The sequence below is a fragment of the Corynebacterium sp. ACRPF genome (genome assembly GCF_022347395.1).
GTDB lineage: Bacteria > Actinomycetota > Actinomycetes > Mycobacteriales > Mycobacteriaceae > Corynebacterium > Corynebacterium tuberculostearicum_D.
In genome coordinates, this window is the sequence record NZ_JAKRNB010000003.1 from 119,261 (window position 1) to 141,010 (window position 21,750).

General features: G+C 59.1%; 23 protein-coding genes and 7 tRNA genes. 8 read left to right on the top strand and 22 right to left on the bottom strand.

Annotated features, from left to right (window positions below):
* Nucleotides 1–29: 29 nt before the first annotated feature.
* The 5 genes from ruvB to MHX61_RS02335 form a co-directional block, all read right to left on the bottom strand.
* Nucleotides 30–1,109, bottom strand: coding sequence for a Holliday junction branch migration DNA helicase RuvB (ruvB, locus tag MHX61_RS02315; RefSeq protein WP_204608830.1), 1,080 nt, complete (start codon nucleotides 1,107–1,109; stop codon nucleotides 30–32).
* Between the two features lie 21 nt (nucleotides 1,110–1,130).
* Nucleotides 1,131–1,748, bottom strand: a complete 618-nt coding sequence (ruvA, locus tag MHX61_RS02320; RefSeq protein ID WP_239192125.1) for a Holliday junction branch migration protein RuvA — start codon at nucleotides 1,746–1,748, stop codon at nucleotides 1,131–1,133.
* Between the two features lie 34 nt (nucleotides 1,749–1,782).
* Complete coding sequence (gene ruvC, locus MHX61_RS02325; protein WP_040425252.1) at nucleotides 1,783–2,349, bottom strand: crossover junction endodeoxyribonuclease RuvC; 567 nt, start codon at nucleotides 2,347–2,349, stop codon at nucleotides 1,783–1,785.
* 178 nt (nucleotides 2,350–2,527) lie between these two features.
* A complete protein-coding gene (locus tag MHX61_RS02330) occupies nucleotides 2,528–3,283 on the bottom strand; it encodes a YebC/PmpR family DNA-binding transcriptional regulator (protein WP_150851185.1) in 756 nt (251 codons plus the stop codon).
* A 93-nt stretch (nucleotides 3,284–3,376) separates the two neighbouring features.
* On the bottom strand, nucleotides 3,377–4,249 hold the full coding sequence (locus MHX61_RS02335) for an acyl-CoA thioesterase II (protein ID WP_239192128.1): 873 nt from the start codon (nucleotides 4,247–4,249) through the stop codon (nucleotides 3,377–3,379).
* A gap of 182 nt (nucleotides 4,250–4,431) precedes the next feature.
* On the opposite strand from MHX61_RS02335, the gene MHX61_RS02340 reads away from it, so the two are divergent.
* A complete protein-coding gene (locus MHX61_RS02340; protein WP_239192131.1) occupies nucleotides 4,432–5,769 on the top strand; it encodes a DUF2029 domain-containing protein in 1,338 nt (445 codons plus the stop codon).
* Between the two features lie 21 nt (nucleotides 5,770–5,790).
* Here the strand turns inward: MHX61_RS02340 and MHX61_RS02345 are convergent, their stop codons facing one another.
* The 16 genes from MHX61_RS02345 to MHX61_RS02420 all read right to left on the bottom strand — a co-directional run bounded on the left by MHX61_RS02345 (nucleotide 5,791) and on the right by MHX61_RS02420 (nucleotide 15,220).
* Complete coding sequence (locus MHX61_RS02345; protein WP_239192134.1) at nucleotides 5,791–6,252, bottom strand: hypothetical protein; 462 nt, start codon at nucleotides 6,250–6,252, stop codon at nucleotides 5,791–5,793.
* Nucleotides 6,252–7,355: a glycosyltransferase family 4 protein gene (locus tag MHX61_RS02350; protein ID WP_204608821.1), complete on the bottom strand. Its 1,104-nt coding sequence runs from the start codon at nucleotides 7,353–7,355 to the stop codon at nucleotides 6,252–6,254. The genes MHX61_RS02345 and MHX61_RS02350 overlap by 1 nt, the downstream gene beginning before the upstream one ends.
* Nucleotides 7,355–8,299, bottom strand: a complete 945-nt coding sequence (locus tag MHX61_RS02355) for a phosphatidylinositol mannoside acyltransferase (RefSeq protein ID WP_239192137.1) — start codon at nucleotides 8,297–8,299, stop codon at nucleotides 7,355–7,357. Before MHX61_RS02355 ends, MHX61_RS02350 begins: the two co-directional genes overlap by 1 nt.
* Nucleotides 8,300–8,338: 39 nt before the next feature.
* A complete protein-coding gene (gene pgsA, locus MHX61_RS02360) occupies nucleotides 8,339–8,944 on the bottom strand; it encodes a phosphatidylinositol phosphate synthase (RefSeq protein WP_239192140.1) in 606 nt (201 codons plus the stop codon).
* Nucleotides 8,937–9,536, bottom strand: coding sequence for an HIT domain-containing protein (locus MHX61_RS02365; protein ID WP_370658397.1), 600 nt, complete (start codon nucleotides 9,534–9,536; stop codon nucleotides 8,937–8,939). Before MHX61_RS02365 ends, pgsA begins: the two co-directional genes overlap by 8 nt.
* On the bottom strand, nucleotides 9,523–11,586 hold the full coding sequence (thrS, locus tag MHX61_RS02370; RefSeq protein WP_239192143.1) for a threonine--tRNA ligase: 2,064 nt from the start codon (nucleotides 11,584–11,586) through the stop codon (nucleotides 9,523–9,525). The genes MHX61_RS02365 and thrS overlap by 14 nt, the downstream gene beginning before the upstream one ends.
* 77 nt (nucleotides 11,587–11,663) lie before the next feature.
* The gene (locus MHX61_RS02375; RefSeq protein WP_239192147.1) at nucleotides 11,664–12,890 is read right to left on the bottom strand and encodes a Dyp-type peroxidase; all 1,227 of its coding nucleotides are present in this window, start codon (nucleotides 12,888–12,890) and stop codon (nucleotides 11,664–11,666) included.
* Between the two features lie 2 nt (nucleotides 12,891–12,892).
* Nucleotides 12,893–13,495, bottom strand: a complete 603-nt coding sequence (locus MHX61_RS02380) for a copper chaperone PCu(A)C (protein ID WP_239192163.1) — start codon at nucleotides 13,493–13,495, stop codon at nucleotides 12,893–12,895.
* On the bottom strand, nucleotides 13,495–14,061 hold the full coding sequence (locus MHX61_RS02385) for a copper resistance protein CopC (RefSeq protein ID WP_239192165.1): 567 nt from the start codon (nucleotides 14,059–14,061) through the stop codon (nucleotides 13,495–13,497). Before MHX61_RS02385 ends, MHX61_RS02380 begins: the two co-directional genes overlap by 1 nt.
* A 199-nt stretch (nucleotides 14,062–14,260) precedes the next feature.
* Nucleotides 14,261–14,488 carry a hypothetical protein gene (locus tag MHX61_RS02390; RefSeq protein ID WP_204608806.1) on the bottom strand — a complete coding sequence of 76 codons (228 nt, stop codon included), beginning with the start codon at nucleotides 14,486–14,488 and terminating at the stop codon, nucleotides 14,261–14,263.
* 103 nt (nucleotides 14,489–14,591) lie between these two features.
* A tRNA-Gly gene (locus MHX61_RS02395) sits at nucleotides 14,592–14,667 on the bottom strand.
* Nucleotides 14,668–14,711: 44 nt separating this feature from the next.
* A tRNA-Val gene (locus MHX61_RS02400) sits at nucleotides 14,712–14,783 on the bottom strand.
* Between the two features lie 27 nt (nucleotides 14,784–14,810).
* A tRNA-Cys gene (locus MHX61_RS02405) sits at nucleotides 14,811–14,881 on the bottom strand.
* Nucleotides 14,882–14,911: 30 nt separating this feature from the next.
* Nucleotides 14,912–14,987 (bottom strand) — tRNA-Gly (locus MHX61_RS02410).
* Nucleotides 14,988–15,025: 38 nt separating this feature from the next.
* Nucleotides 15,026–15,097: transfer RNA gene (locus MHX61_RS02415), tRNA-Val, on the bottom strand.
* Nucleotides 15,098–15,144: 47 nt separating this feature from the next.
* Nucleotides 15,145–15,220: transfer RNA gene (locus tag MHX61_RS02420), tRNA-Gly, on the bottom strand.
* 245 nt (nucleotides 15,221–15,465) lie between these two features.
* Here MHX61_RS02420 and MHX61_RS02425 point away from each other — a divergent pair.
* From MHX61_RS02425 to msrB, 5 genes are all read left to right on the top strand, one after another.
* Nucleotides 15,466–15,537 (top strand) — tRNA-Val (locus tag MHX61_RS02425).
* Nucleotides 15,538–15,610: 73 nt separating this feature from the next.
* Complete coding sequence (locus tag MHX61_RS02430) at nucleotides 15,611–16,513, top strand: DMT family transporter (RefSeq protein ID WP_239192167.1); 903 nt, start codon at nucleotides 15,611–15,613, stop codon at nucleotides 16,511–16,513.
* Between the two features lie 71 nt (nucleotides 16,514–16,584).
* A complete protein-coding gene (locus tag MHX61_RS02435) occupies nucleotides 16,585–17,271 on the top strand; it encodes a pyrimidine reductase family protein (RefSeq protein ID WP_204608800.1) in 687 nt (228 codons plus the stop codon).
* 18 nt (nucleotides 17,272–17,289) lie between these two features.
* Nucleotides 17,290–18,441 carry a glycosyltransferase family 87 protein gene (locus tag MHX61_RS02440; protein WP_239192169.1) on the top strand — a complete coding sequence of 384 codons (1,152 nt, stop codon included), beginning with the start codon at nucleotides 17,290–17,292 and terminating at the stop codon, nucleotides 18,439–18,441.
* A gap of 9 nt (nucleotides 18,442–18,450) precedes the next feature.
* The gene (msrB, locus tag MHX61_RS02445; RefSeq protein ID WP_239192172.1) at nucleotides 18,451–18,873 is read left to right on the top strand and encodes a peptide-methionine (R)-S-oxide reductase MsrB; all 423 of its coding nucleotides are present in this window, start codon (nucleotides 18,451–18,453) and stop codon (nucleotides 18,871–18,873) included.
* A gap of 113 nt (nucleotides 18,874–18,986) precedes the next feature.
* Here msrB and hemQ read toward each other — a convergent pair whose 3' ends face one another.
* Nucleotides 18,987–19,688, bottom strand: coding sequence for a hydrogen peroxide-dependent heme synthase (gene hemQ / locus MHX61_RS02450; protein WP_200435690.1), 702 nt, complete (start codon nucleotides 19,686–19,688; stop codon nucleotides 18,987–18,989).
* Nucleotides 19,689–19,834: 146 nt separating this feature from the next.
* On the opposite strand from hemQ, the gene MHX61_RS02455 reads away from it, so the two are divergent.
* Both MHX61_RS02455 and MHX61_RS02460 read left to right on the top strand, forming a co-directional pair.
* Nucleotides 19,835–20,494, top strand: a complete 660-nt coding sequence (locus MHX61_RS02455; RefSeq protein WP_370658398.1) for a DUF3000 domain-containing protein — start codon at nucleotides 19,835–19,837, stop codon at nucleotides 20,492–20,494.
* A 1-nt stretch (nucleotide 20,495) separates the two neighbouring features.
* Nucleotides 20,496–21,740 (top strand): HRDC domain-containing protein, encoded by a 1,245-nt coding sequence (locus tag MHX61_RS02460; RefSeq protein WP_239192176.1) that lies wholly within the window; start codon nucleotides 20,496–20,498, stop codon nucleotides 21,738–21,740.
* Nucleotides 21,741–21,750: the final 10 nt, after the last annotated feature.

Genomic DNA, 21,750 nt, shown 5'->3' on the forward strand with positions numbered 1-21,750 from the left:
GGGCATCGCCAAGCAGGCTAGCCCCTGAATTAAAACAGCCCGGCCGCGCCCTCCGGCGGGGTAAGCCCCAGGTGCCGCCATGCTGCAGCGGTAGCTACGCGGCCGCGTCCAGTGCGCGCAACCATCCCGGCACGCACCAGGTAAGGCTCACACACCTCCTCCACCGTCGAGGGCTCCTCGCCCACTGCGATGGCCAGTGTGCTCACGCCAACCGGTCCGCCGCCGTGCCCCTTAATCAAGGCATTGAGCACCGCCCGGTCGAGGCGGTCAAGTCCCATGTCATCTACGTCAAAGACTTCGAGCGCTCCTTGGGCCGCACTGAGATCAATCAGGCCGGTGCCATTGACCTCGGCATAGTCTCGAACGCGGCGCAGCAAACGGTTAGCAATACGCGGGGTTCCGCGCGACCGAGAGCCAATTTCTACCGCCGCATCGTGGTCAATTTCCACGTCCAAGATGTGGGCGGCGCGCTTGATCACTTGGGTGAGATCAGCCGTGTCGTAGTACTCCATCTGCGCGGTGAAACCGAAGCGGTCGCGCAATGGGCCGGTGAGCATGCCGGCGCGCGTAGTCGCGCCGACCAAGGTAAAAGGCGGGATCTCTAGCGGAATAGAAGTAGCACCAGGCCCCTTGCCCACAATGACGTCAATGCGGAAGTCCTCCATTGCCATGTACAGCATTTCTTCTGCTGGCCGGGCAATGCGGTGGATCTCATCGATGAACAGGACATCGCCTTCCATCAGGTTGGAAAGCATTGCGGCCAAATCACCGGCGCGCTCCAAAGCGGGCCCAGAAGTCATACGCAGCGAAGTGCCCAGCTCCTGGGAAATAATCATCGCCATAGTGGTCTTGCCCAGGCCCGGCGGCCCTGAAAGCAAAACGTGGTCGGGCGTCACCCCACGGTTCTTTGCCCCCTTAAGCACAAGGGAGAGCTGCTCGCGCACCTTGGGTTGGCCGATAAATTCCTCGAGCGACTTTGGACGCAAGGAGCGTTCAATATCATGCTCCTCGGAGTGTGCGGTGGCATCCACATCGCTATTGCGCTGGGAGGCGTGCGCCGCGTCGACGCCCTCAGGGAGATTGAACTCGGTGCGCTCAATATCGGACATATTTTTCAGCCTTCCTGCCGGTTATTTCTTCTTGCCCAGCTGCGCCAGCGCCGCGCGCAAGAGAGAGGACGTATCGGCATCGGGGTTGTCCGCGTAAGCGGATTCCACTACGGGACGCGCTCCCTTATCGGTAAACCCAAGGCCAATGAGTGCCTCAGTCACGCTTTCTACCTCGGCACCACCGGCCGGCGCGACGGCGGTATCAACGGAGCCTGCGGCGGCGGGCTCGCTTGGCGCAAAGGCCGCTACCTTATCTTTCAGCTCCAGCGCCAAGCGTTGGGCCATCCGCTTGCCGACGCCCGGGATAGACTGCAGCGCCTTCACATCTTCCGCGCCAATTGCCGCAGCAAGCTCCCCTGCCCCCATGACCGACAGCGCCGCCAAGGCAAGTTTAGGCCCTAGGCCGGACACGGATTGCAGCACGTGGAACATCTCGCGGTCTTCATCAGCGCTAAAGCCATAGAGAGTCAGAGAATCTTCTTTGACCACTAAGTTAGTCAGAACCGTAGCCTGTTCCCCGCGACGCAAGGTGCCCAGAGTTTTTGGGGTAGCTAGAAATTTGTACCCCACACCTGCACAGTCGATAACCCCATGGTCGAGTCCAATATGGATTACCTCTCCACGCAGTGCAGCAATCATTGGCTTCCTATCCTTCCACTCTCAGTAAAATTCCCTAGCGCTTCTTGCCCTGGCCGCGCACGCCGCTGGTCTTAGCACCAAGCCCGAGACCGGTATGGTCCATCCGCACAATGGCCGGGGCACGCCAACAGTGGCACACTGCCAACGCAAGAGCGTCGGCGGCGTCGGCAGGCTTGGGTGGTTCAGTCAACCCCAGAATACGGGTAATCATGGTGGTCATCTGCTTCTTATCTGCACGTCCGTTACCAGAGATGGCCTTTTTCACCTCGGACGGGGTGTACATGTACACCGGAATATCGCGTTCGGCGGCAGCTAGCACCAGCACGCCTACGACGTGGGCCGTTTGCATGACTGTGGACACCTGACCGCGTTCGAAGACGCGCTCGATCGCAACCACATCTGGCGAATAGTCATCCATCCACTCTTTCGCCGCCACCGAAAGGCGCAGGAGGCGCTCCGTCAAGTCCTTATCGCTAGGGGTGCGCACCACGCCGACAGAAACGGGAAGGATTGCTCGGCCACGACCAGCCTGAACCACGGAAAGTCCGCAGCGCGTCAAGCCTGGGTCAATCCCCATCACGCGCATTCCTTCTAGGTTCATCTCTCCCCCATTGTCATGTTGGCACCACTGAGCACCGCCTACTGCCCCATTATGGACTACACACAGGTGTTCTACAAGCGTAGCATCCAGCTTTCGCATAACGAAGCGCCGGCAACGTCTCCTGGGCTATACCCACGGAGCGCTACCGGCGCTAAGAGCCGTCCTTGCGGCGAGGTGGTTAGTCCTCGTTCAGCTCGGCTAGAACCTCATCGGAGAGATCCATATTGGTGTAGACGTTTTGCACATCGTCGGAGTCTTCCAAGGCGTCGATGAGGCGGAAAATCTTCTTGGCGTCATTGGCCTCCAGCGGTACCTCGACAGACGCACGGAAGTCATTGTCGGAGTCATCGACCTGAATATCGGCGTCCTTGAGCGCGTCCTTGACTGCCTGCACGTCCGTCGGCGCGCAAACAATCTCAAACTTCTCGCCCTGGTCCTTGACCTCTTCCGCGCCTGCTTCCAGCACGGCCATCAAGACGTCATCCTCCGTCAGCTCGCCCTTTTCTACCAAGACGTAGCCGGTACGGGTGAACATGTAGGCCACAGAGCCGGACTCACCCAGGTTGCCGCCGTTCTTGGACATCGCGGTACGCACGTCGGTTGCCGCACGGTTGCGGTTATCCGTAAGGCACTCAATGAGCATGGCTACGCCGTTGGGGCCGTAGCCCTCGTACATGATGGTTTCCCAGTCAGCGCCGCCGGCTTCTTCACCGGAACCGCGCTTGCGAGCACGCTCAATGTTGTCATTGGGGACGGAGGCCTTCTTGGCCTTCTTGATCATGTCATCAAGTGTTGGGTTAGCCGCTGGGTCACCACCGCCGGTACGAGCCGCCACTTCGATGTTCTTGATCAGCTTGGCAAATTCCTTGCCACGCTTGGCATCGTTGGCAGCCTTCTTATGCTTGGTAGTTGCCCATTTCGAGTGGCCTGACATGTAGTCCCTTTCTAATCGGGTGCTGAAACTGGTGGCAATTATACGTGTGCTGCACGAATGCGTGAAAGCGACCCCCTTATAAGCGGGACGTTCTTATACGTTGTGCCAATTGCCATGGGCAGAGCCGCTGCCCAAATTTTCATCTAAGTAACGTGTAAGCCCCTCTTGATTCACCAACGCCACCAATTCACCCTGCTCGGTAAAAATCTTGCCACGCGCAACCGCCGTTGCATTCGACGCCGTGGGTGATACCTGCTCATATAGCAACCACTCATCCACGCGGAATGGGCGCAGGAACCATATCGCATGGTCAAGGCTAGCCAATTGCACCTTTTCTCCCTGATGCGGAATAAGGGCCGAGCGAATCAGCGTCATATCAGACATATAGGTCAGCGCCGCACGGTGAAAGGCAGAATCCGCTGGGAGGTGACCTGTGTTGCGGAACCAGATATGCCGATAGCCGGCACCGGTGTGCTCTGCAGCCACCGGATCGCGGCCCTCTTCCGACACGAGGCGAATATCCCACTCCTCCCACTCTTTGAGGATAATCCTGGTGGAGTACGGGACTCCGCCGCCAATCCGAGCTACTTCCTCGGGCCCTGGCACCTCTGGCGCAGGATCCTGATGCTGCGGGCCGCGATCCCCGTCGCGATGGAAACTAGCCATAAGAGTAAAAAGGAGCACATGTCCCTGGTAGACGCGTACCTGCCGGTTGGCGAATGATTTCCCCTCCCGAATGCGTTCGACCCGGATTTCAATTGGCCGGCTCACATCGCCAGGGCCTACAAAGTAACCATGCAGGGAGTGGATGTCTTTGCCAGACACAGTGCGCTGGGCTGCGGCCACTGCTTGAGCAGCAATCTGTCCGCCGAAGGTACGCTCAATCCGCGACTCCACAGCAGGGCCTCTAAACACATCGGCCAAATTCGTTTCCTCGACGGCCAGAATCTCGCGAATGGATGCCATCTGCACACTCCCTATGTCTGACGTCACTTCTCCCAGCGTTTGCCGTCCACACTACTCACTGGACGAGCCGTCAGTTTCCTTTTCAAATCCGTCCCCCACTTCTGGGCGCAAAAGTGGAGGAATTTTCTAGAAGAAACTATGTCCGCTACCGAAGTAGGCGCGCATTGAATAAAGTCTTTCGAGTGAAACGCATCGCTTCTGTTCCAGCAGTATGGATTGGGTGGGTCATCGCCCGCCTTGTCCTTATTTACCTACTCAAGATTAACCACAATCCCAGGGGCGATGTCGCATATTATTTTGCTGGACGCTTTGGCGATGACCCGACAAAGATGACCGAATACCCTCACGCGGGCACGTGGCCCACGGTGCTTTTGGGGTGGCTCACCGGTGAGAATATCACCGCATTCTATATCGGCTTCACCATCATGACCCTGCTAGTGGACGCCGCCTTTTTAGCCCTCCTTCTGCGTCACCACGCGACTCAACCGCGCAGTTTCCAGGCCGCCTGGTTCTGGGTCCTCTTTGGCACCGCAGCTGGCCACACCTTTGTGTGGCGTCTCGATTTATTCCCCGCCCTAGCCGTTGCCGGGGCGGCTGCCCTTCTAGCAACCCGCCCGCTCATCGCCTCGGCGGTACTGGGCTTTGCCACCACGATGAAGCTTTGGCCGGGAGTCCTCGCTGCCGGCTTAGTGGGCCGCTTCAACAGATCCGCAACCTGGCAGCGCCTCCTTGCCTTCTTCTGCACCATCGTCGCGGTCTGCACCGTCACGATTGCCGCCTCCGGTACCGACCGCCTGCTTTCACCGCTGAGTTATCAGGGCGTGCGCGGTCTCCAGTTGGAGTCCATCCCGGCGACGTTCCTGTTGTTGCAGGCACATCGTACTCCAGGGCGCTGGCACCTGGGCTACGCCCCGTCCAAGAGCTTTGAGATTTCCGGGCCTGGCGTAGATACCGCAATGACCTGGAGCACGATTGCCACCATTGCCATGCTCGTTTTCGCAGTGGGCTGGGCGCTGTACCGGCTGTGTGCCGGCGGATGGACCACCCGCACAACCATGGCGTTTTTTACGGTCATGGTCCTACTGCTCATTGCGACCAATAAGGTTTTCTCCCCGCAATACATCGTCTGGCTGGGCCCCTTGCTTGCCGTGGTGATCCGCCAGCGCCTGCCGCAAGGATTCGCCTCCGTGCGGATATTCCAAGCCTTGTTAGCGTCCTACACCATTATCGCCGCCGTGCTGGGCACCTTGGTCTACCCATTCAACTATGACTACATCTGGAACCACGTGGGCGAGAACATGTTCGCCGTCTACCTATTGGTAGCCCGCAATATCCTCATCGTTGTCATGGCCATCATCGCACTTGTCTGGTTCGCAATCGAGGTGGCTCTGGCTTCGAAGATCGAGCAGGCGCAGGCGCAGCAGCAAGCGCCTAACGCCCCGGAGGAAGACCCGGCCGCTAGCGCCGAGGCGAAGCCGGTATTCCGCCGCCGACGCGGCCGGCACGCACTTGCGTCCTAAATCTTGAGGTAGAACTGCTGCCTACTCGGCCAGCATATAATCAAAATATTCCGGCAATTTTGCGGTGCCGCCCAGATGAAAGAGCCGTACCGCAGGACGCAGGCGCAGCGCGCGAGTGTCGCTGACCGCTTCGTTGTAGAAGCGGTGGGCAAGTTGGATGCGGCCCTCGGCGTCGGCAAGCGCGGCCGGGCGACGGTCCGCGGGAAACTCCCTCACTATGGCGGCAGATAGTTCCCGCTCGACCATCGTGCGCGGTTCAAAGTGGCCTTGATAGAGCTCGGTAGACTCTGCTCGCTGAGCTAGCGCCGCAAGCGATGGTGCGACCGCCGCTGTCACCGCTGCCCTGCGGTCAAGTGCCGCCTGCAGCTGGGCCAGCGAGGCATCAGTGCGGATGTGCAGCGAGTTAAGCCGCTGGGCGGTAAAAAGCGCCCACAAACCTACGATGATAAGTAGGAAGAGGACTAGGGCGATTTCAATGGTCATCAACGCTTTACCCTCACCTTGGTGCCGTCTTGGACAGTCTCGTAGACCTGCATCACGGCCGCCGCTACATGGTCCCAGTCATAGGTGCTGGCGCGTTGGACGCCATTGCGCACCAACTGGGCCCGATACTCGGCGTCATCAAGCACCTCGTTGAGGACACGAGCCAGATCCTCGCTGTCTTCGTTGCGGAACAGCGCGCCGGCAACCTCGTCGGAATCGGCATTGCACACCGCACGGAAAGCCTCGAGGTCAGAGGCAACAACAGCCGCGCCGGCCGCCATAGCCTCTACCAGCACGATGCCGAAGCTTTCGCCGCCGGTATTTGGGGCCACGTAGACATCTGCACGGCCCAGGATTTCTGCCTTTTCGGCGTCGCTGACCCGGCCTACAAAATCCACGCCCTCGACCTCACGGGCGCGGCCGCCGCCCATGATGGTCACGCGGATATCGTGGTGTACTTGGCGCAGCGCGCTCAGCAGGATATCGAGGCCCTTGCGTGGTTCATCCAACCGTCCCAAGAAGACAACTTCCAGAGGATCGCCGGGGGCCTTAGCCGGGCTGCGGCGCCGAGCCTGAGCGTAGACCGACGTATCCACGCCGTTGGGAATGAGCACCGGGTCGCCGCCCAATTGCTCCACCTGCCACCGCCGCGCCATATCGGATACCGCGATGCCACCCCGGATCTTTTCCAAGAAGGGAACGAGGAAAGGTTTGGCCAGGGTCAGCACCAGGGAGCTAGACGCGGAAGCGTGATACGTCGCCACCAGCGGGCCTTGGGCGACGGCCAACGCGGTCATGGAAAAGCTCGGGGAATTGGGCTCATGGATGTGCAAGACATCGAAGTCGCCCTCCTTGATGAATTGCTTTACCTTGCGTGTGACGTGGGGTCCCACGGACAGGCGCGCCACCGAACCGTTATACGCAATGGGGAAAGCCGGCCCTCCCTTGATTACGAAATCCGGCAACTGGGTGGATTCCGCAGCGGGGCCAATGACCTGTACGTGGTGCCCTTGCTCAATGAAAACTGTGGCTAGATCAAGGATATGGGCTTGAACTCCGCCTGGTTCATCGAAGGAGTAGGGGCATACGATTCCTATGCGCACTAGCTCTCCCCTTCCTGCGATGGCCCAGTGTGGCGAGCATTGCGGGCTTCTTTGCCCGCCCGCGCTTGCCGACGCCGCTCAATGTCCACATTCCACTGCGGCTGCAGCATATGCCAATCCTCTGGGTGGCGGCGGATATTGGCAGCGAAGCCATCGGCCATGCGCTGAGCTGTCTCCTGCAGGTCCGTTACCTCGAGCTCAGGAGACACAGAGAGCCCCCAGCCCTCGCCTTCAAACCACGAGTGCACCACGTGCAGGGCGGCGCCGGTCTCTATAGCAAGCTGCGCGGGGCCTGCGGCCATATTAGCCTCTTCCCCCATGAAATCCACGGTAACGCCGCTTCGGGTCAGGTCGCGCTCAGCCAACAGGCATACCACGCCACCGGCTTCCAGCACCTCTTTGAGGCGAGCAAAAGGCGAGGCTTCGCCGCCGGTGAGGGGAAGAACCTCAAAGCCAAGGGTTTCGCGGTAGTCCACAAAGGCGTCGAAAAGCACTGCGGGCTTAAGGCGCTCCGCAACGGTGGTGAACTGCCCATAATGGCCAACGAGGAAGACACCCGCCATGTCCCAATTGCCGGAATGCGGCAACGCCAAAATGGTGCCGCGCCCGGATTGAGCCGAAGCATCAAAATGCTCGAGGCCTTCCAAGCCGCTGAGCAAGCGCTCATGCAACCCGGCATCGCCGTGGATGGCTGGCAGGCGGAACGCCTCCATCCAATAGCGCATATAGGAGCGCACGGAATCGCGCACCAACCCGCGGGTAACGTTTTCCGGGCCCACCACTCGCGCTAGGTTGCGGCGCAAGCCTTCCATTCCGCGACCGTTGCTGCTTGCGTAGTCCGCACCCCAGCGAAAAAGCGTACGCGCTATGGGCTCGGGCAGACGGCGCACCACCTTCCACCCCGCGAGGTACCCCGCCGCGGAGAGGTCTTCTTTGTCCCACATGGTGTCACAACCTCCTGGTTTTAGGTGGTGCAGTATGAGCTACTGCTGCTCCTGGCGGGCAGCGATAACCATCCGCTGGCACACGGTAAAGATGGAGCCAACGGCCAAGATCCACAGCGCTACCTCAATGGCATGCGGTACACCGAGGCCCTCGAGGCCGATGCCGCCCAAGCCCAAAATGAGCCGCTCGGGACGCTCGATCAGGCCGCCGACCATCTTGAATCCGGACGCTTCTCCCCTAGCCTTGATATAGGAAATGACCTGGGAGCATACCAAGGTGACGAAGCACGCAATAACCGTGATGCGGGAAGAATCCGCAGAATAAATCAGCCACCATGCAATGGCGCTAAATAGTGCGCCATCGGTAATGCGATCGCAGGAGGCATCTAGGGTCGCGCCGAAGGCGGTGGCTTTGCCGGTCAGGCGGGCCATGGTGCCATCGAGCATGTCGAAAGCGGCGAAGAGGCCGGACAAAACGGCAGCGGAAAAAAGGTGGCCGGTAGGAATGAGAATCACCGAAATCGCAATGGTGACTATGGTACCCACAACCGTGACCACATTCGGGGTCAGGCCCAGCTTCAAAAAGGCTTTGGCTATAGGTTCCACCACCACGGCGGCGGGCTTTCGCCCATGCACGCTAAGCACGCGAATCCTCCTCTTCCATCTCGCGCCATCCTTCTGCCAGCACGCGGCGCGTTTCCTGCAGAAGCTGCGGTAATACCTTAGTCCCATCGAGGACAGTCATAAAGTTACTATCCCCGGGCCACCTTGGCACCACATGCAGGTGCAGGTGATCTCCCACAGAGCCGCCCGAAGCGCGACCCAGGTTCAGGCCCACATTGATGGCTTCTGGGTGTGAAACCCGCTTGAGCACCCGGACGGCCTTTTGTGCGAAGGCCATCAACTCCTGAGATTCCTCTTGCGTGAGGTTCTCCAGCTGCGATTCCTTGCGATACGGCACCACCATGAGGTGCCCGGCGTTGTACGGAAATAGGTTCAGCAATGCATAGACGGACTTGCCTCGAGCAATGATGAGCCCATCTTCGTCGCTACCCTGTGGGGCTTCTACGAAGGGATCTTTAGAACGCTTGGCAATATAGGCCATGCGATAAGGCGCCCATAACCGCTCTAGGCGGTCCGGCTCGCCAGCGCCTGAGTCAACGAAGGTTTCCTCCGCAGCGTGGTTTTCAGCGATGGCGGAGCTGTCGGTTTCGTGTGTCTCTTTAGCGTCGGGCACTGATGAGCTCTTCGGTCGGCTGCTCGTTGTTGCGCTCTGCTACCCATGCGGCGATGAGCTCCACAGCTTCCTTTACCGGCACACCATTGACCTGGGTGCCGTCCAAGAAGCGGAAGGACACGGCATCAGCTTCTACGTCGCGCGCGCCAGCCACCAGCATGAACGGAACCTTACCGGTGGTGTGGTTGCGAATCTTCTTCTGCATGCGGTCATCAGAGGTATCCACATCGGCGCGGATACCCTTCTGACGCAGCTGGGCGGCAACCTCTTCGAGGTGCGGGGAGAATTCGTCAGCCACCGGAATGCCCACCACCTGGTGCGGTGCCAGCCATGCTGGGAAGGCGCCGGCGTAGTGCTCCAGCAAGACGCCAAAGAATCGCTCGATGGAGCCGAAGAGCGCACGGTGAATCATGATTGGGCGCTTCTTCGTTCCGTCAGACGCGGTGTATTCCAGTTCGAAGCGCTCCGGCAGGTTGAAGTCCAACTGCACGGTAGACATCTGCCAGGTACGGCCGATGGCGTCGCGAGCCTGCACCGAAATCTTCGGGCCGTAGAAGGCTGCACCTGCGGGATCCGGAACCAGCTCCAAGCCGGACTTTTCTGCGACCGACTGCAAGATAGAAGTGGAGCGCTCCCAGATCTCATCAGAACCGACGAACTTATTCGGGTCCTTGGTAGAAAGCTCCAGGTAGAAGTCAGACAGGCCGTAGTCCTTCAGCAAGGAAATGATGAAGTCGAGGACCTTGGTCAGCTCTTCTTCCAGCTGCTCTTCGGTGCAGTAGATGTGGGCATCGTCCTGGGTAAAGCCGCGGGCACGGGTCAGACCGTGGACCACGCCAGACTTTTCGTAACGGTAGACGGTACCGAACTCAAATAGACGCAGCGGGAGCTCGCGGTAGGAACGGCCACGGGATGCAAAAATTAGGTTGTGCATCGGGCAGTTCATGGGCTTGGCGTAGTAGTCCTGCGGCTCCTTGACGGTATTGCCCTCTTCGTCATACTCGCCATCGAGCTGCATCGGCGGAAACATGCCGTCGGCGTAGAAGTCCAGGTGGCCAGACTTCTTGAATAGGTCACCCTTGGTGATATGCGGGGTATTAACAAAGGAGTACCCAGCCTGGACGTGGCGGTTGCGGGAGTGGTTTTCCATCTCCATGCGCACGGTCGCGCCATTCGGGTGGAATACCGGGAAGCCGGAGCCAATCTCATCCGGGAAGGAGAAGAGATCTAGTTCCTGACCCAGGCGGCGGTGGTCGCGCTTTTCAGCCTCTTCCACCATGGTCTGGTAGGCCTCCAGCGCCTCCTTGGACTCAAAAGCGGTGCCGTAAATGCGCTGCAGGCCAGCCTTGGACTGGTCGCCGCGCCAGTAGGCGGCAGAAGAACGGGTCAGCGTGAAGGCCGGGATGTACTTGGTGGTTGGCACGTGCGGTCCGCGGCAGAGATCGAACCACTCTACTTCCCCGGTGCGCGGGTTGACGTTGTCATAGTGGGTGAGATCGCCGGAACCGACTTCTGCGGCCTCGTCGGAGTCAGGGTCAACGTTGCCCTTGTCTTGGACCAGCTCGAGCTTGAAAGGTTCCTCGGCGAGGGCCTTTTCCGCTTCCTCAGCAGATTCGTAGACGTGGCGCTCGAAACGCTGGCCGCCCTTGATGATCTTCTTCATGCGCTTTTCAATCGCCTTGAGATCTTCCGGCGTGAAAGGCTCGGCGGTTTGGAAATCGAAGTAGAAGCCATTCTCAATGGCCGGACCAATGCCCAGCTTGGTGCCGGGGAATTCGGCCTGCACAGCCTGGGCCATAACGTGGCCGCAGGAGTGGCGGATGACGGCGCGGCCGTCTTCCTCGCTGGCGGCAACCGGGGTGAAGGTGGACTCCGTGTCTGGGGTGTGCGACAAATCGAAGAGAGTGCCGTCCTCACCGCGAACGACTACGACAGCCTCAGGGCCCTTATTGGGAAGGTTGAGCTCTCGCATTGCTGCGCCCACGGCCTGGCCGGCGGGCACGGTGAAGGAATCGTAATTGACCGGTACTGCGGGGATGAGTTCCGCCATAATCGCGCTCCTTTATGCGCTCGTGCGTCGGCGGCATACCTGGCCGCGTCCGCTATTTAAATTTACGGATAGCTATTCTACAACCCCGCATGCTCACAGAGCGATTTTGCCCACCATGATTCACGTCCATCGGCGGCAAGGGTGCCCGGCGGACAGAAATACATAGCGGAGCCAATATGGGTGAGCCATTCATTCATTAGGTCGGATTCATCCAAGCGGGCCTGGATAGGCTCAAATTGCTGGGTTGGATCCTGCTGGTAGCAGATGAAAACCTGGCCAATATTGGAAAGCTGCCCATCCTTGCCATCGGGAGCCAGCTCATAGTTATACGGCCGGCGCAGGATGCGCTGCTCTGGATGATCGGCCGGCGGGGCGGCTACCGCCATGTGCGAGTTCTTATCGATAACCGGCAGTCCATAGTCATCTACCGCGTCAAAATCCACGGCGTCGAATTCGTCCTCGCCGGTGAGCGGGGCACCAGTATCGAGCTTGCGGCCGATAGCATTCTCGCGGGAAGAGCGATCCAGCTTTTCCCAAGTATCCACGTTCATGCGGATGCGGCGCACCACCATCGCCGTTCCCCCATTGGCCCACTGCGGGCCCTTATCAATCCACACCTGGGCTGCGAAGTCCTCCTCGCTGCGTGGGTTTACAGTGCCGTCCTTTTGCCCAAACATATTGCGCGCGGTGGCGCCCTTTTCCTGGCTGCCATAGGCGTTAATAAAGCCCTGCTGCAACCACTTCACGCTGGCATAGTGCTCGCCTGCGCGCACCATGTGCCGCAGGGCGTAGGTATTCATCAGTGGGTCATCGCAGCAGATTTGCAGGACGAGATCGCTTTGACCCCAATTATCTTCCAGCTCATCGCGCTCATAGGGGCGTACATCTCCCAGCCACCGTGGCTTGTCCACTCCGAGCAGGTTAAAAACCTCTTCGCCTAGACCGCAGGTGATAGTCAGGTTGGCAGGCTGTTGCACCATTTCTGGCTCCAGCGTGCCCAGCGGCGCCTCCCCCGTGCACAGCGCGCGGGCATCCTCGGTCCACAGCTTCATGAGGCTGGCAAACCCCCGCTTGTCGACGCCCCTTTTAAGGTCAAACCCCACCAAATTCAGGTGGGCCTGCGCTGCGGTAGCGATACCCGCTTGATGGTCGCCGTCGAATGCCACGAGGGCGTCGGCAAGCGCCGGCCGATCCGTTGCCTGAGCATCCGGGGAAGAACCCTGGTCATTACAGCTAGCCAACGCGAAGGCGCTGGTCGATACCGCAGCGCCGGTAAGAAATCCCCTTCTGCTGAATCCAGACATAACTAGTGGTCGTGGCCTTCCTTATTGTGGGACATATCTCCGTGCTCCATGTGGGACATTTCGTGGCCCTTCATATCGCCGTAATCCTCATTCCCAGCAGGCATGCTACGCGTTTGGATCTCGCCCAGATCGAACTCTTCGCCGCCCTCTAGTTCCACTTTGAGGTCAAGGGATTCGCCGGGAGCGATGTGGTTTTCCATGTCCATGAGCATGAAGTGGTCACCACCAGGTGCCAGCTCGTGGGACTCGTCGGCTTTGACTACTAGTGGGCTCGACATTTCCTGCATCTTGCCATCGACAGTCTCATGCATCTGGTTCACCTTGGCATTGAGGCTGGTGGAAAAACCGGTGATAGCGATGTCCTTATCGGTATGGTTCACCAAGGTGCCAAAAATAGCAGTCATGTCCTTGTCCTCATTGGCGCGCACGACAGCATCCTCAAAGGTCAGTTCTTTAGATTCCGCAGCGGAGGATGTTTCCCCGACACTAGTGGAAGCATCCACCTTCGACTCGGTGGAATCATTTTGGTTTTGCGGTGAGCAACCTGCCAGGGCGAGGCCGGCCACAGTGAAGCCCACAAGGGCGATGCTAGAAATCTTGGACATTATTTTTCACCTTCCGAATCAATGCGACGAGACTTGGCAATAAATAGGGCAGCTACTGCGGCAATTGCCAAAACGCCGCCCACACCCAGGATGATTTTCAGCGCGGTCGGCAGGCCCTTATCCTCATCCTGGGACGATGATTCAGCAGCAGCTGCCTCGGTGCTCTCGGTAGGGTCACCTTTGACAGAAAATTCCACACCGCCGCGGGTAGCGTGTCCGTCCGAAGACGTGATCTGGAAACCCACCTGGTAATTACCCGGCCCAGGATGGACATCCGCAGGGGTCTCAATGGTGAGATCCCGCTCATGGAGCTTTGGTTCCTGGCTAAAAAGTTTCTCACCAGTATCCGCGTTGGTCACGGCAAAGGTATTGAAGTCTTCTTTGGGGATGCCAGAAAACTCGAGGGTGATTTCCTTAGGGAACTCATCGAGTTGGTCGCCGTCTTTGACCGAACCGCCAATAACGGAGTCGTGCGCGAATGCGGCCGGCATCGACCCGCCCAGAACCAGTGCTGCAGTGCCGACTGCTGCCGCCGTGCGGCGCAGCCAAGGTACGCGGTAGCCCATAGATAGCTCCTTTTGTGTTGAAAATGCACAAGTTGAATTGTCAGACATACTAGCCCCGCGACTTGCCAGAGCGGCAATCACAAAAGCAGAGCGTCGAGACATATGTCGGCTTGAACTGGGATCGAGTTCCACCTTCGCAATAAAAAGAGGTATTTATCACTATGTAAGGCAAGTTGACTCAATTCGAACGGGCCCCACCTTAGGAGCTCTCCATTTGTCGGGCATTAAAAAACGGACCAGAAGCCATCAGGGCAAAAATAACCAAGGTGGTGCCTACGCCGATAAGCGCCAAAGGCCACGCCGCGTTGCCGCTGCCGTCACCCGCATCTGCCGCATTAAGGCCCGCAAAGAAAAGAACAGTCCCAGAAACAAAAGACGCGAAGCCGCAAGCTCCAAGCAATAGCGGTACCACTAATGCGCGTAACATCTTTCCTCCTCCGCTGAGGGTTTTGACCGTGCAAAGGCAAGCGTATCGCACAAAGCGCAGAAGAAAACATAGAAAAAGCCACCCCGTTACAGGGGTGGCTATATGGAGCGGATGACGAGACTCGAACTCGCGACCCTCACCTTGGCAAGGTGATGCGCTACCAACTGCGCTACATCCGCACAACAAACCGGAGTTTGCTACAGAGTCCCAAAAGGGACCCTCGTGCGCGATACTGGGATTGAACCAGTGACCTCTTCCGTGTCAGGGAAGCGCTCTCCCACTGAGCTAATCGCGCTTAATGCCCGAAGGCATTAAGAAGTTGAGGTGGAAACGGGAATCGAACCCGTGTGCACGGTTTTGCAGACCGTTGCCTCACCACTCGGCCATTCCACCGTGGCGATACCGCCTCACACAATACAGTGCTGGAGCGGATGACGAGACTCGAACTCGCGACCCTCACCTTGGCAAGGTGATGCGCTACCAACTGCGCTACATCCGCATGCGAAACCAGGCCCGGTTTCTAGGACAAAGTCCTTGTGCGCGATACTGGGATTGAACCAGTGACCTCTTCCGTGTCAGGGAAGCGCTCTCCCACTGAGCTAATCGCGCGTTATTCATTTAGAACCACTCTTCACGGGAGAACCCTTAGAAAAGCGTGGAGCGGATGACGAGACTCGAACTCGCGACCCTCACCTTGGCAAGGTGATGCGCTACCAACTGCGCTACATCCGCATTGCTCCGCGAACTTTGTACCGTTGCGGTGCGAGAAGAAACATTATCGTGCTCCGCGCCAGTTTCCAAATCCCCAGCCCAGCGGCATTCTTTCCGGCGCCGATTTTTTACATTCGGACCATCCCAAAACACACTGATGTGATTCTCCGAAGACAGTGAACCACAGTTCACCTCCCTCTGATGTGCACTCCTGCCCAGGCAATTAGGTGTTTGAATTTAGTGCGGTGTAGATTTAGCCACCGCAAGGTCCTATAGCTCAGTGGGAGAGCGTTCCGTTCACACCGGAAAGGTCACTGGTTCAATCCCAGTTAGGACCACAATTTCCCGCCCATCGCTCCACTCCATGGGAGCTTGGGCGGGTTTCTTTATATGCCTGTAAAGTGTCCCGACGTGTTGTGGATTCTCTTAGGCATTATCGCCGGACTCGTTCTGCCCGTTCAGACCTTGGTTAATACGCGCCTTCGCGCGTCTACTGGCACGCCGTTTTCCTCTTCGCTCATCTCGTTTGCCGTGGGCACGATGACTTTGCTTGTCATCGCGACAGCCGTCACCGGCGGCGAATTCGGCATTTCCCGTGCCTTTGGGGAACCGCTGTGGATTTGGTTCGGTGGCCTGCTCGGCGTGGTTGCGCTTACTGGAAATATCCTTTTGTTTCCTCATCTGGGCGCGGTCCAAACCGTTGTCCTTCCCATCGCGGGCCAGATCATGATGGGCCTTGTCGTCGACCACTTTGGACTATTTGACTCCCCCACTTCCCCACTATCCCTAGTTCGCACCCTAGGGGCACTAATTGTCCTCGGTGGAGTGATTTCTATTGTAGCCAGCCCCGGCGCGCCGACGAAGCAAGAAGACAGTGTTATGGCGTTATGGCTTTGGCGCCTCGCCGGCTTTGTCTTTGGTTGCTTTACCGCAAGCCAATCCGCCATTAACGGCCACCTTGGTCAGATCACCGGGTCGCCCGTTAGTGCGGCTTTGGTGTCTTTTAGCATTGGCGTTTCCGCGCTGGTAGTGCTCAATATTGCTTTGCGCTGGCGCCCTCGCATTGAGCGTCCCGAGGGAAAGGCTAACCCGTGGTGGATGTGGGCAGGCGGCGCCTTGGGAGCCTTGTTTGTCTTTGGCAACGCGGCCTTAGTACCGCAGATTGGTACTGGGCTTACTGTGGTGGCAACCCTTCTTGGTTCCATGGTGGGCTCCGTACTGATCGATCGCCTGCGGGGCGCCCCCGTAGCAATGCGCCAGGTAGCCGGCATTGCAGTAATTTTGGTTGGCGTAATACTCATCCGCTTGGTGTAGGCCCATCGTCTGGGGTGCGCCCTGCGCTTTACCGTTCTGGGCATCTGGTGCCTTGACTAGACTGGGAAGGCATGGATATCTCTTCGCTATTGGGCCCTGATTCCGGTGATGTATTCACCGTCCGCACGAATATGGTTAGCACGTTAACCGGCTCGGCAACCATGAACCACGTTTCCAAGGACATGGGAAACGACACTGACGGGCAGCTTTTTACTGCTCTACGTAACTGGGCAGACGTCGTGTTGGTGGGTGCGCAAACGGTGCGCGCAGAGGACTACTCCGGAGTAAAACCTAACGGGGTTGGTTCGCGGCCGGCTCCTATTGCCGTACCTTCCCGCAGCCTTGATTTCGATATCACCTCGGACTTCTTCACGGATTTTACTACCCCGCCCATCCTCCTAGTCCCCCATAGCAGCCGGGACGATCAAGAGCTCGCAAAGCGCATCGCGACCATCGAATCCACAGGCGCGGAAGTCTGCGATGCTGGCGAAGGAACCGTGCAGGACTACATATCTGTCTTAAAGGACCGCGGGTTTAAGCGCGTGCTGTGTGAGGGCGGGCCAGGAATGATTGGGCAGTTGGTAGATGTCGATGCCATCGACCAAATGTATTTGACCCTGGACCCACATCTATCTACCGGCGTGGAAACTCCCATGGCGACGTTTAAGGGCGAGCATTCCCATCGCCGCATGCAGTTAGAAAATGTCGCGGCCGATCACGATGGCACGGTGTTTCTGCGGTATTCCCGCGCCCGCTAGGCCGTAGACTAAGGGGCCGTGAATTCCCGAATCAATGCCGCCGCCTGGCCCGTGGCCATCCTGCTTGTTGTGCATCGCGTCTTCATCATCGCGCGCAATGGCACGCCGACGGATGATTTCACCACCGTGTATAACGCTGTGGCACGCATGTCCACTGGCCAGCCGGTCTATGAGCAGGCTTATAACCACGTTGACCCGCTGTACCTGTATACGCCGGGGGCGACGCTGCTGCTCGCGCCGCTAGCGCACATCGATTTTTCGGCGGCACGGGGACTATTCATCGTCGCCAACGCGGCTGCAATCGTGGCAGCGCTAGCGGTACTCACCCTTGCGGTAGACCGCACACTTACTTCGGCGGTGTGGCCAGTATCTATCGCTTTGGCCTTTGTCACGGAATCGGTGACCAATACGCTCGCATTTACCAATATCAACGGCATTCTCTTGCTATGCATGGCCGTGTTCTTGTGGGCTTTCGTGCGCGCCGAGCGCACCCCATGGCTGGGCTGGGTGGCAGGCGTGGTCATTGGCTTGGCCATCGTCATTAAGCCGCAATTTGCGCCGTTGCTCTTCCTGCCCTTGGTCAAGCTGCAATGGCGCAGCCTCGTGACTGGCATTGGCGTACCGGTAGTTCTCAACCTTCTAGCGTGGCCGCTGGTGCCGGGCGCTAGCGGCTTTGTGGATAACCTCCTGCCCTACCTCTCAGAAACCCGTGACTATGCCAATTCTTCCTGGGCAGGCTTCCACGCCTACGTTGACTTTGGCGCGGGACTGTATTGGACCGTGTGGTTGATTTTTGCCGCGCTTTCGGCCGCAGCGATTCTCGGGCTTTTGCGCTGGCGCAACTCCGACCCGACTTTGTGGGCACTGACGACGAGCGGGGCGATCATGGTGGGTATCTTCTTCCTGTCTTCCCTTGGCCAGCAGTATTACTCCATGTGGCTATTCCCATTGATGTTTACCGTGGTGCTCAAGCGTTCGGTTTTCCATTCCGCGGGCGCGTGGTTTGCGGCCTTTCTCTATTTGGCTCCCGTTTCCTGGGCTTCCACAACACACCCGGATGCTGGTCGGTGGATGAATTTTTTCACGGCCACGGCGGGATGGGCGCTGCTTATCGTCGCAATCTTCGCTACGGTTGCCGGCTGGTGGCGTGCCGCGCGCAGCACGGTTTAGACTCGGCCCATGACCGATTTCAAGCTCATTGCCGATACCGAATGGCGCCAGCGCTTAAGCCCCGAGGAATACTACGTCCTGCGCGAAGCCGGCACCGAGCCGCCCCACGTAGGCGAGTACACCAATACCACCACCGAGGGGGTCTATTCTTGCCGCGCGTGTGGAACGGAGCTTTTCCGCTCTACAGAGAAGTTTGAGTCCCACTGCGGCTGGCCTTCCTTTTTCTCCCCACTCGCAGGGGACAAAATCATTGAGCGCGAAGACAATTCGCTCGGCATGCGCCGCGTAGAGGTTCTGTGTGCCAACTGCGAATCTCACCTGGGGCACGTCTTTGAGGGCGAGGGCTACGATACCCCCACCGACTTGCGCTATTGCATCAACTCCATCTGCCTGGACTTGGAGGAAAAGCCGGTAGAAGGTGACACCGCCTAAGGTGGCATGCAGAAGAAAGCGCGCCCCGTCAGCAGCCTAACGTGCAGGCTAGTGACGGGGCGCGGCTAAGTGGGGACGTCGCCAAGCAGGGCTACTGCTGGGCGGCGTTACTTTTAGGGCAGAACTGCGATGAGCTCTGCTACGTCCTTGACGCGGCGGCCGGTGTGAAAGGGAATCTCCTCGCGCACGTGGTGGCGGGCCTCGGTGTAGCGCATCAGGTACATCAGGTCGACGATGCGGTGGAGCTCATCCGCCTCGAAGGCCAAAATCCACTCATAGTCACCCAGGGCAAAGGCTGGGACGGTATTTGCACGCACATCGGGGTAGTCGCGCGCCTGCATACCGTGCTCCATGAGGATGCGGCGGCGCTTTTCATCCTCCATGGTGTACCAGTCATAGGAGCGCACAAAGGGGTACACCGAGATCCACTCCTTGGGCTCCTCACCCATGATGAAGGAGGGCAGGTGGGACTTATTGAACTCTGCTGGACGGTGCAAGGCATTGCCCACCCAGGTCACTTCGCTTACCTGGCCCAGGGTGGTCTCGCGGCGGAAGTCCCCGAAGACCTTTTGCAGGTCAGAGAATTCCTCGGCGTGCCACCAGATCATGAAGTCGGCGGAATCGCGCATAGCCGTGAGGTCGTAAATGCCGCGCACGGTTACCTTTCCGGCTTTTTCCACGCCGGCAAAGAACTCCTGCGCTTGGGCGATGATCTCCGCTCGCTCGGTGCCGAGCGCGCCCGGAATCACCTTAAAAACTGCGTGCTGGGAATATTGCTGAACCGCGTTGAGTTCCTTGTAATCAAGCTTCGCCATTGCGTTCTCCTTTGCAGAAGCCTTTGGGTTAACGAACACATCCATCATAAGTTGGATATGAAACCTTGTCACTTCTCGACCATAAGGAGGACGACACGCCTCCGCATCGGCGCGCCTCCCCCAGCTAGAGGACGCGAAACTATAGCTTGAACGTCGTGAGCAATTCCGAATCGACCACCCCACGCAGCGCCGAGGCCTCCGCCCCCACCCCTTTGCACGGGCAGGCGGAAAGCCACGAGCCAGCTACCCCCGCCGCTTTCACCCAAGCAGTGGAGTCCATGCACGCGGCCGACCTGCGCCCTGAGATCACCCTAGGCTCCATTCGCCCACCGCAACGCCTTGCGCCGTTTAGCCACGCAATCGGCCTCGAAGTGGGAAACGAAGACGACCCAGATATCGTGCCCACCGATGCAGAGGGCGACGCCTTTGGCCGCCTCATCCTGCTCCACGATCCGGGCGCTGAGGAAGCTTGGGAGGGCGCCATGCGCCTTGTGGCCTATATCCAGGCGGATATGGACGATGCCGTAGCAGGCGACCCGCTCTTGCCTGATGTGGCGTGGCAATGGCTCAATGAAGGCCTGGAAAAGGAAGGAGCCGACCACACCAATTTGGGCGGCACCGTCACCTCCACCGCGTCCGTGCGTTTTGGCGAGATTGGCGGCCCACCGCGCGCCTACCAGATCGAAATGCGCGCTTCGTGGACTGCCGAAGGCCTCGATCTCGCACCCCACGTGCAGGCCTTTGCCCAGGTATTGGCCAACGTTGCCGGACTACCCCCTGAGGGCGTCACCGAGCTCGGCCGCTAATATGCCGAAATTGCGCAGCCGGCCGCTCGAGGGCATCCCGCCGGTTCTTGCCACCCCGGAGGAATTCACCGCTGCCGCAGCCCGCCTCGCCGCGGGTACGGGCCCCTTTGCCATCGATACCGAGCGCGCCTCCGGCTATCGCTACGATGATCGAGCCTTCGTAGTGCAAATTCGCCGCCGCGGCGCGGGCACGATGCTTTTTGCCCCTGAGGGCCACCGCGAGGAGCTCACGGCCGCCCTTGCTCCAGTGCTCAACGGCGCGGAATGGATTATTCACGCCGCCCATTCGGATTTTCCTTGTCTCGGGTGGCTCGGTCTCTTTCCCGGCTCCATCTTTGACACGGAACTGGCGGCACGGCTCGCGGGATTTGAACGGCCCAATCTGGGCACTATGGTCGCAGAGCTTTTTGACGTCGAATTGGAAAAGGGCTACGGCGACGCCGACTGGTCCACCCCGCAGCTCAGCGAGGAGCTCAAGGCATACGCCGCGCTCGATGTGGAACTGCTCCTCGAGCTAGCCGACGCCCTGCGCGATATTTTGGCCGAACAAGACAAGATGGACTGGGCTTTAGAGGAATTTTCCGCCATAGTCCAGGAACATTCCGGAGACTTCGCTCCCCAGCCGCACACGTGGCGCGATCTGAAGGGCATCTCCAGTTTGCGCAGCGGCCGTCAGCTCGCTGCTGCTCGAGAGTTGTGGTTTAAGCGCGACGCTATCGCTCGGCGCACGGACACTGCACCCGGGCGGGTATTAGCAAATAAGACGCTGGTAGAAATTGCGCGCACCCTTCCCACCTCCGCCGGCGAGCTTGCCCGTGTCAAGGGATTTCCCCGCCGGCGCAAGGGCGCGACCGCCCGGTGGATGGCCGTGCTTAACCAAGCGCGCACCGTTCCCCCGCAGCAGCGGCCTCGCGTCCATCGCGCCCCACAACCGGTTCCTTCCAAAACCATCTGGGCCAAGGACTACCCGGACCTATGGGAGATATACCAAACTATCCGCGCGGACATCGCCGATCTCGCTACTGAACTCGGCATGCCATCCGAGCTTCTTATCCGCCCTGCCACTGTGCGTGCAGCGGTATGGGCGAAGGTAGGTGTGCGCGCCAATAAGCGCCACCGCGGACCTGATTCTGTCGCCGGCGCCATCCGGCAGCCTGGCGACGTCGCTGCCTTCCTGCGCGCGGAGGGCGCGCGCGAATGGCAAATAGAAATGACCGCCCCGATTATCGTGGACGGTCTTTTCTAGGAATATTTAG

Bases quoted from the DNA above. Each gene is read 5' to 3' on its own strand.
- ruvB (WP_204608830.1), bottom strand. From the start codon at position 1,109: ATGTCCGATATTGAGCGCACCGAGTTCAATCTCCCTGAGGGCGTCGAC.
- ruvA (WP_239192125.1), bottom strand. From the start codon at position 1,748: ATGATTGCTGCACTGCGTGGAGAGGTAATCCATATTGGACTCGACCAT.
- ruvC (WP_040425252.1), bottom strand. From the start codon at position 2,349: ATGAACCTAGAAGGAATGCGCGTGATGGGGATTGACCCAGGCTTGACG.
- MHX61_RS02330 (WP_150851185.1), bottom strand. From the start codon at position 3,283: ATGTCAGGCCACTCGAAATGGGCAACTACCAAGCATAAGAAGGCTGCC.
- MHX61_RS02335 (WP_239192128.1), bottom strand. From the start codon at position 4,249: ATGGCATCCATTCGCGAGATTCTGGCCGTCGAGGAAACGAATTTGGCC.
- MHX61_RS02345 (WP_239192134.1), bottom strand. From the start codon at position 6,252: ATGACCATTGAAATCGCCCTAGTCCTCTTCCTACTTATCATCGTAGGT.
- MHX61_RS02355 (WP_239192137.1), bottom strand. From the start codon at position 8,299: ATGTGGGACAAAGAAGACCTCTCCGCGGCGGGGTACCTCGCGGGGTGG.
- thrS (WP_239192143.1), bottom strand. From the start codon at position 11,586: ATGGCGGAACTCATCCCCGCAGTACCGGTCAATTACGATTCCTTCACC.
- MHX61_RS02375 (WP_239192147.1), bottom strand. From the start codon at position 12,890: ATGTCTGGATTCAGCAGAAGGGGATTTCTTACCGGCGCTGCGGTATCG.
- MHX61_RS02380 (WP_239192163.1), bottom strand. From the start codon at position 13,495: ATGTCCAAGATTTCTAGCATCGCCCTTGTGGGCTTCACTGTGGCCGGC.
- MHX61_RS02385 (WP_239192165.1), bottom strand. From the start codon at position 14,061: ATGGGCTACCGCGTACCTTGGCTGCGCCGCACGGCGGCAGCAGTCGGC.
- MHX61_RS02390 (WP_204608806.1), bottom strand. From the start codon at position 14,488: ATGTTACGCGCATTAGTGGTACCGCTATTGCTTGGAGCTTGCGGCTTC.
- MHX61_RS02435 (WP_204608800.1), top strand. From the start codon at position 16,585: ATGGATATCTCTTCGCTATTGGGCCCTGATTCCGGTGATGTATTCACC.
- msrB (WP_239192172.1), top strand. From the start codon at position 18,451: ATGACCGATTTCAAGCTCATTGCCGATACCGAATGGCGCCAGCGCTTA.
- hemQ (WP_200435690.1), bottom strand. From the start codon at position 19,688: ATGGCGAAGCTTGATTACAAGGAACTCAACGCGGTTCAGCAATATTCC.
- MHX61_RS02460 (WP_239192176.1), top strand. From the start codon at position 20,496: ATGCCGAAATTGCGCAGCCGGCCGCTCGAGGGCATCCCGCCGGTTCTT.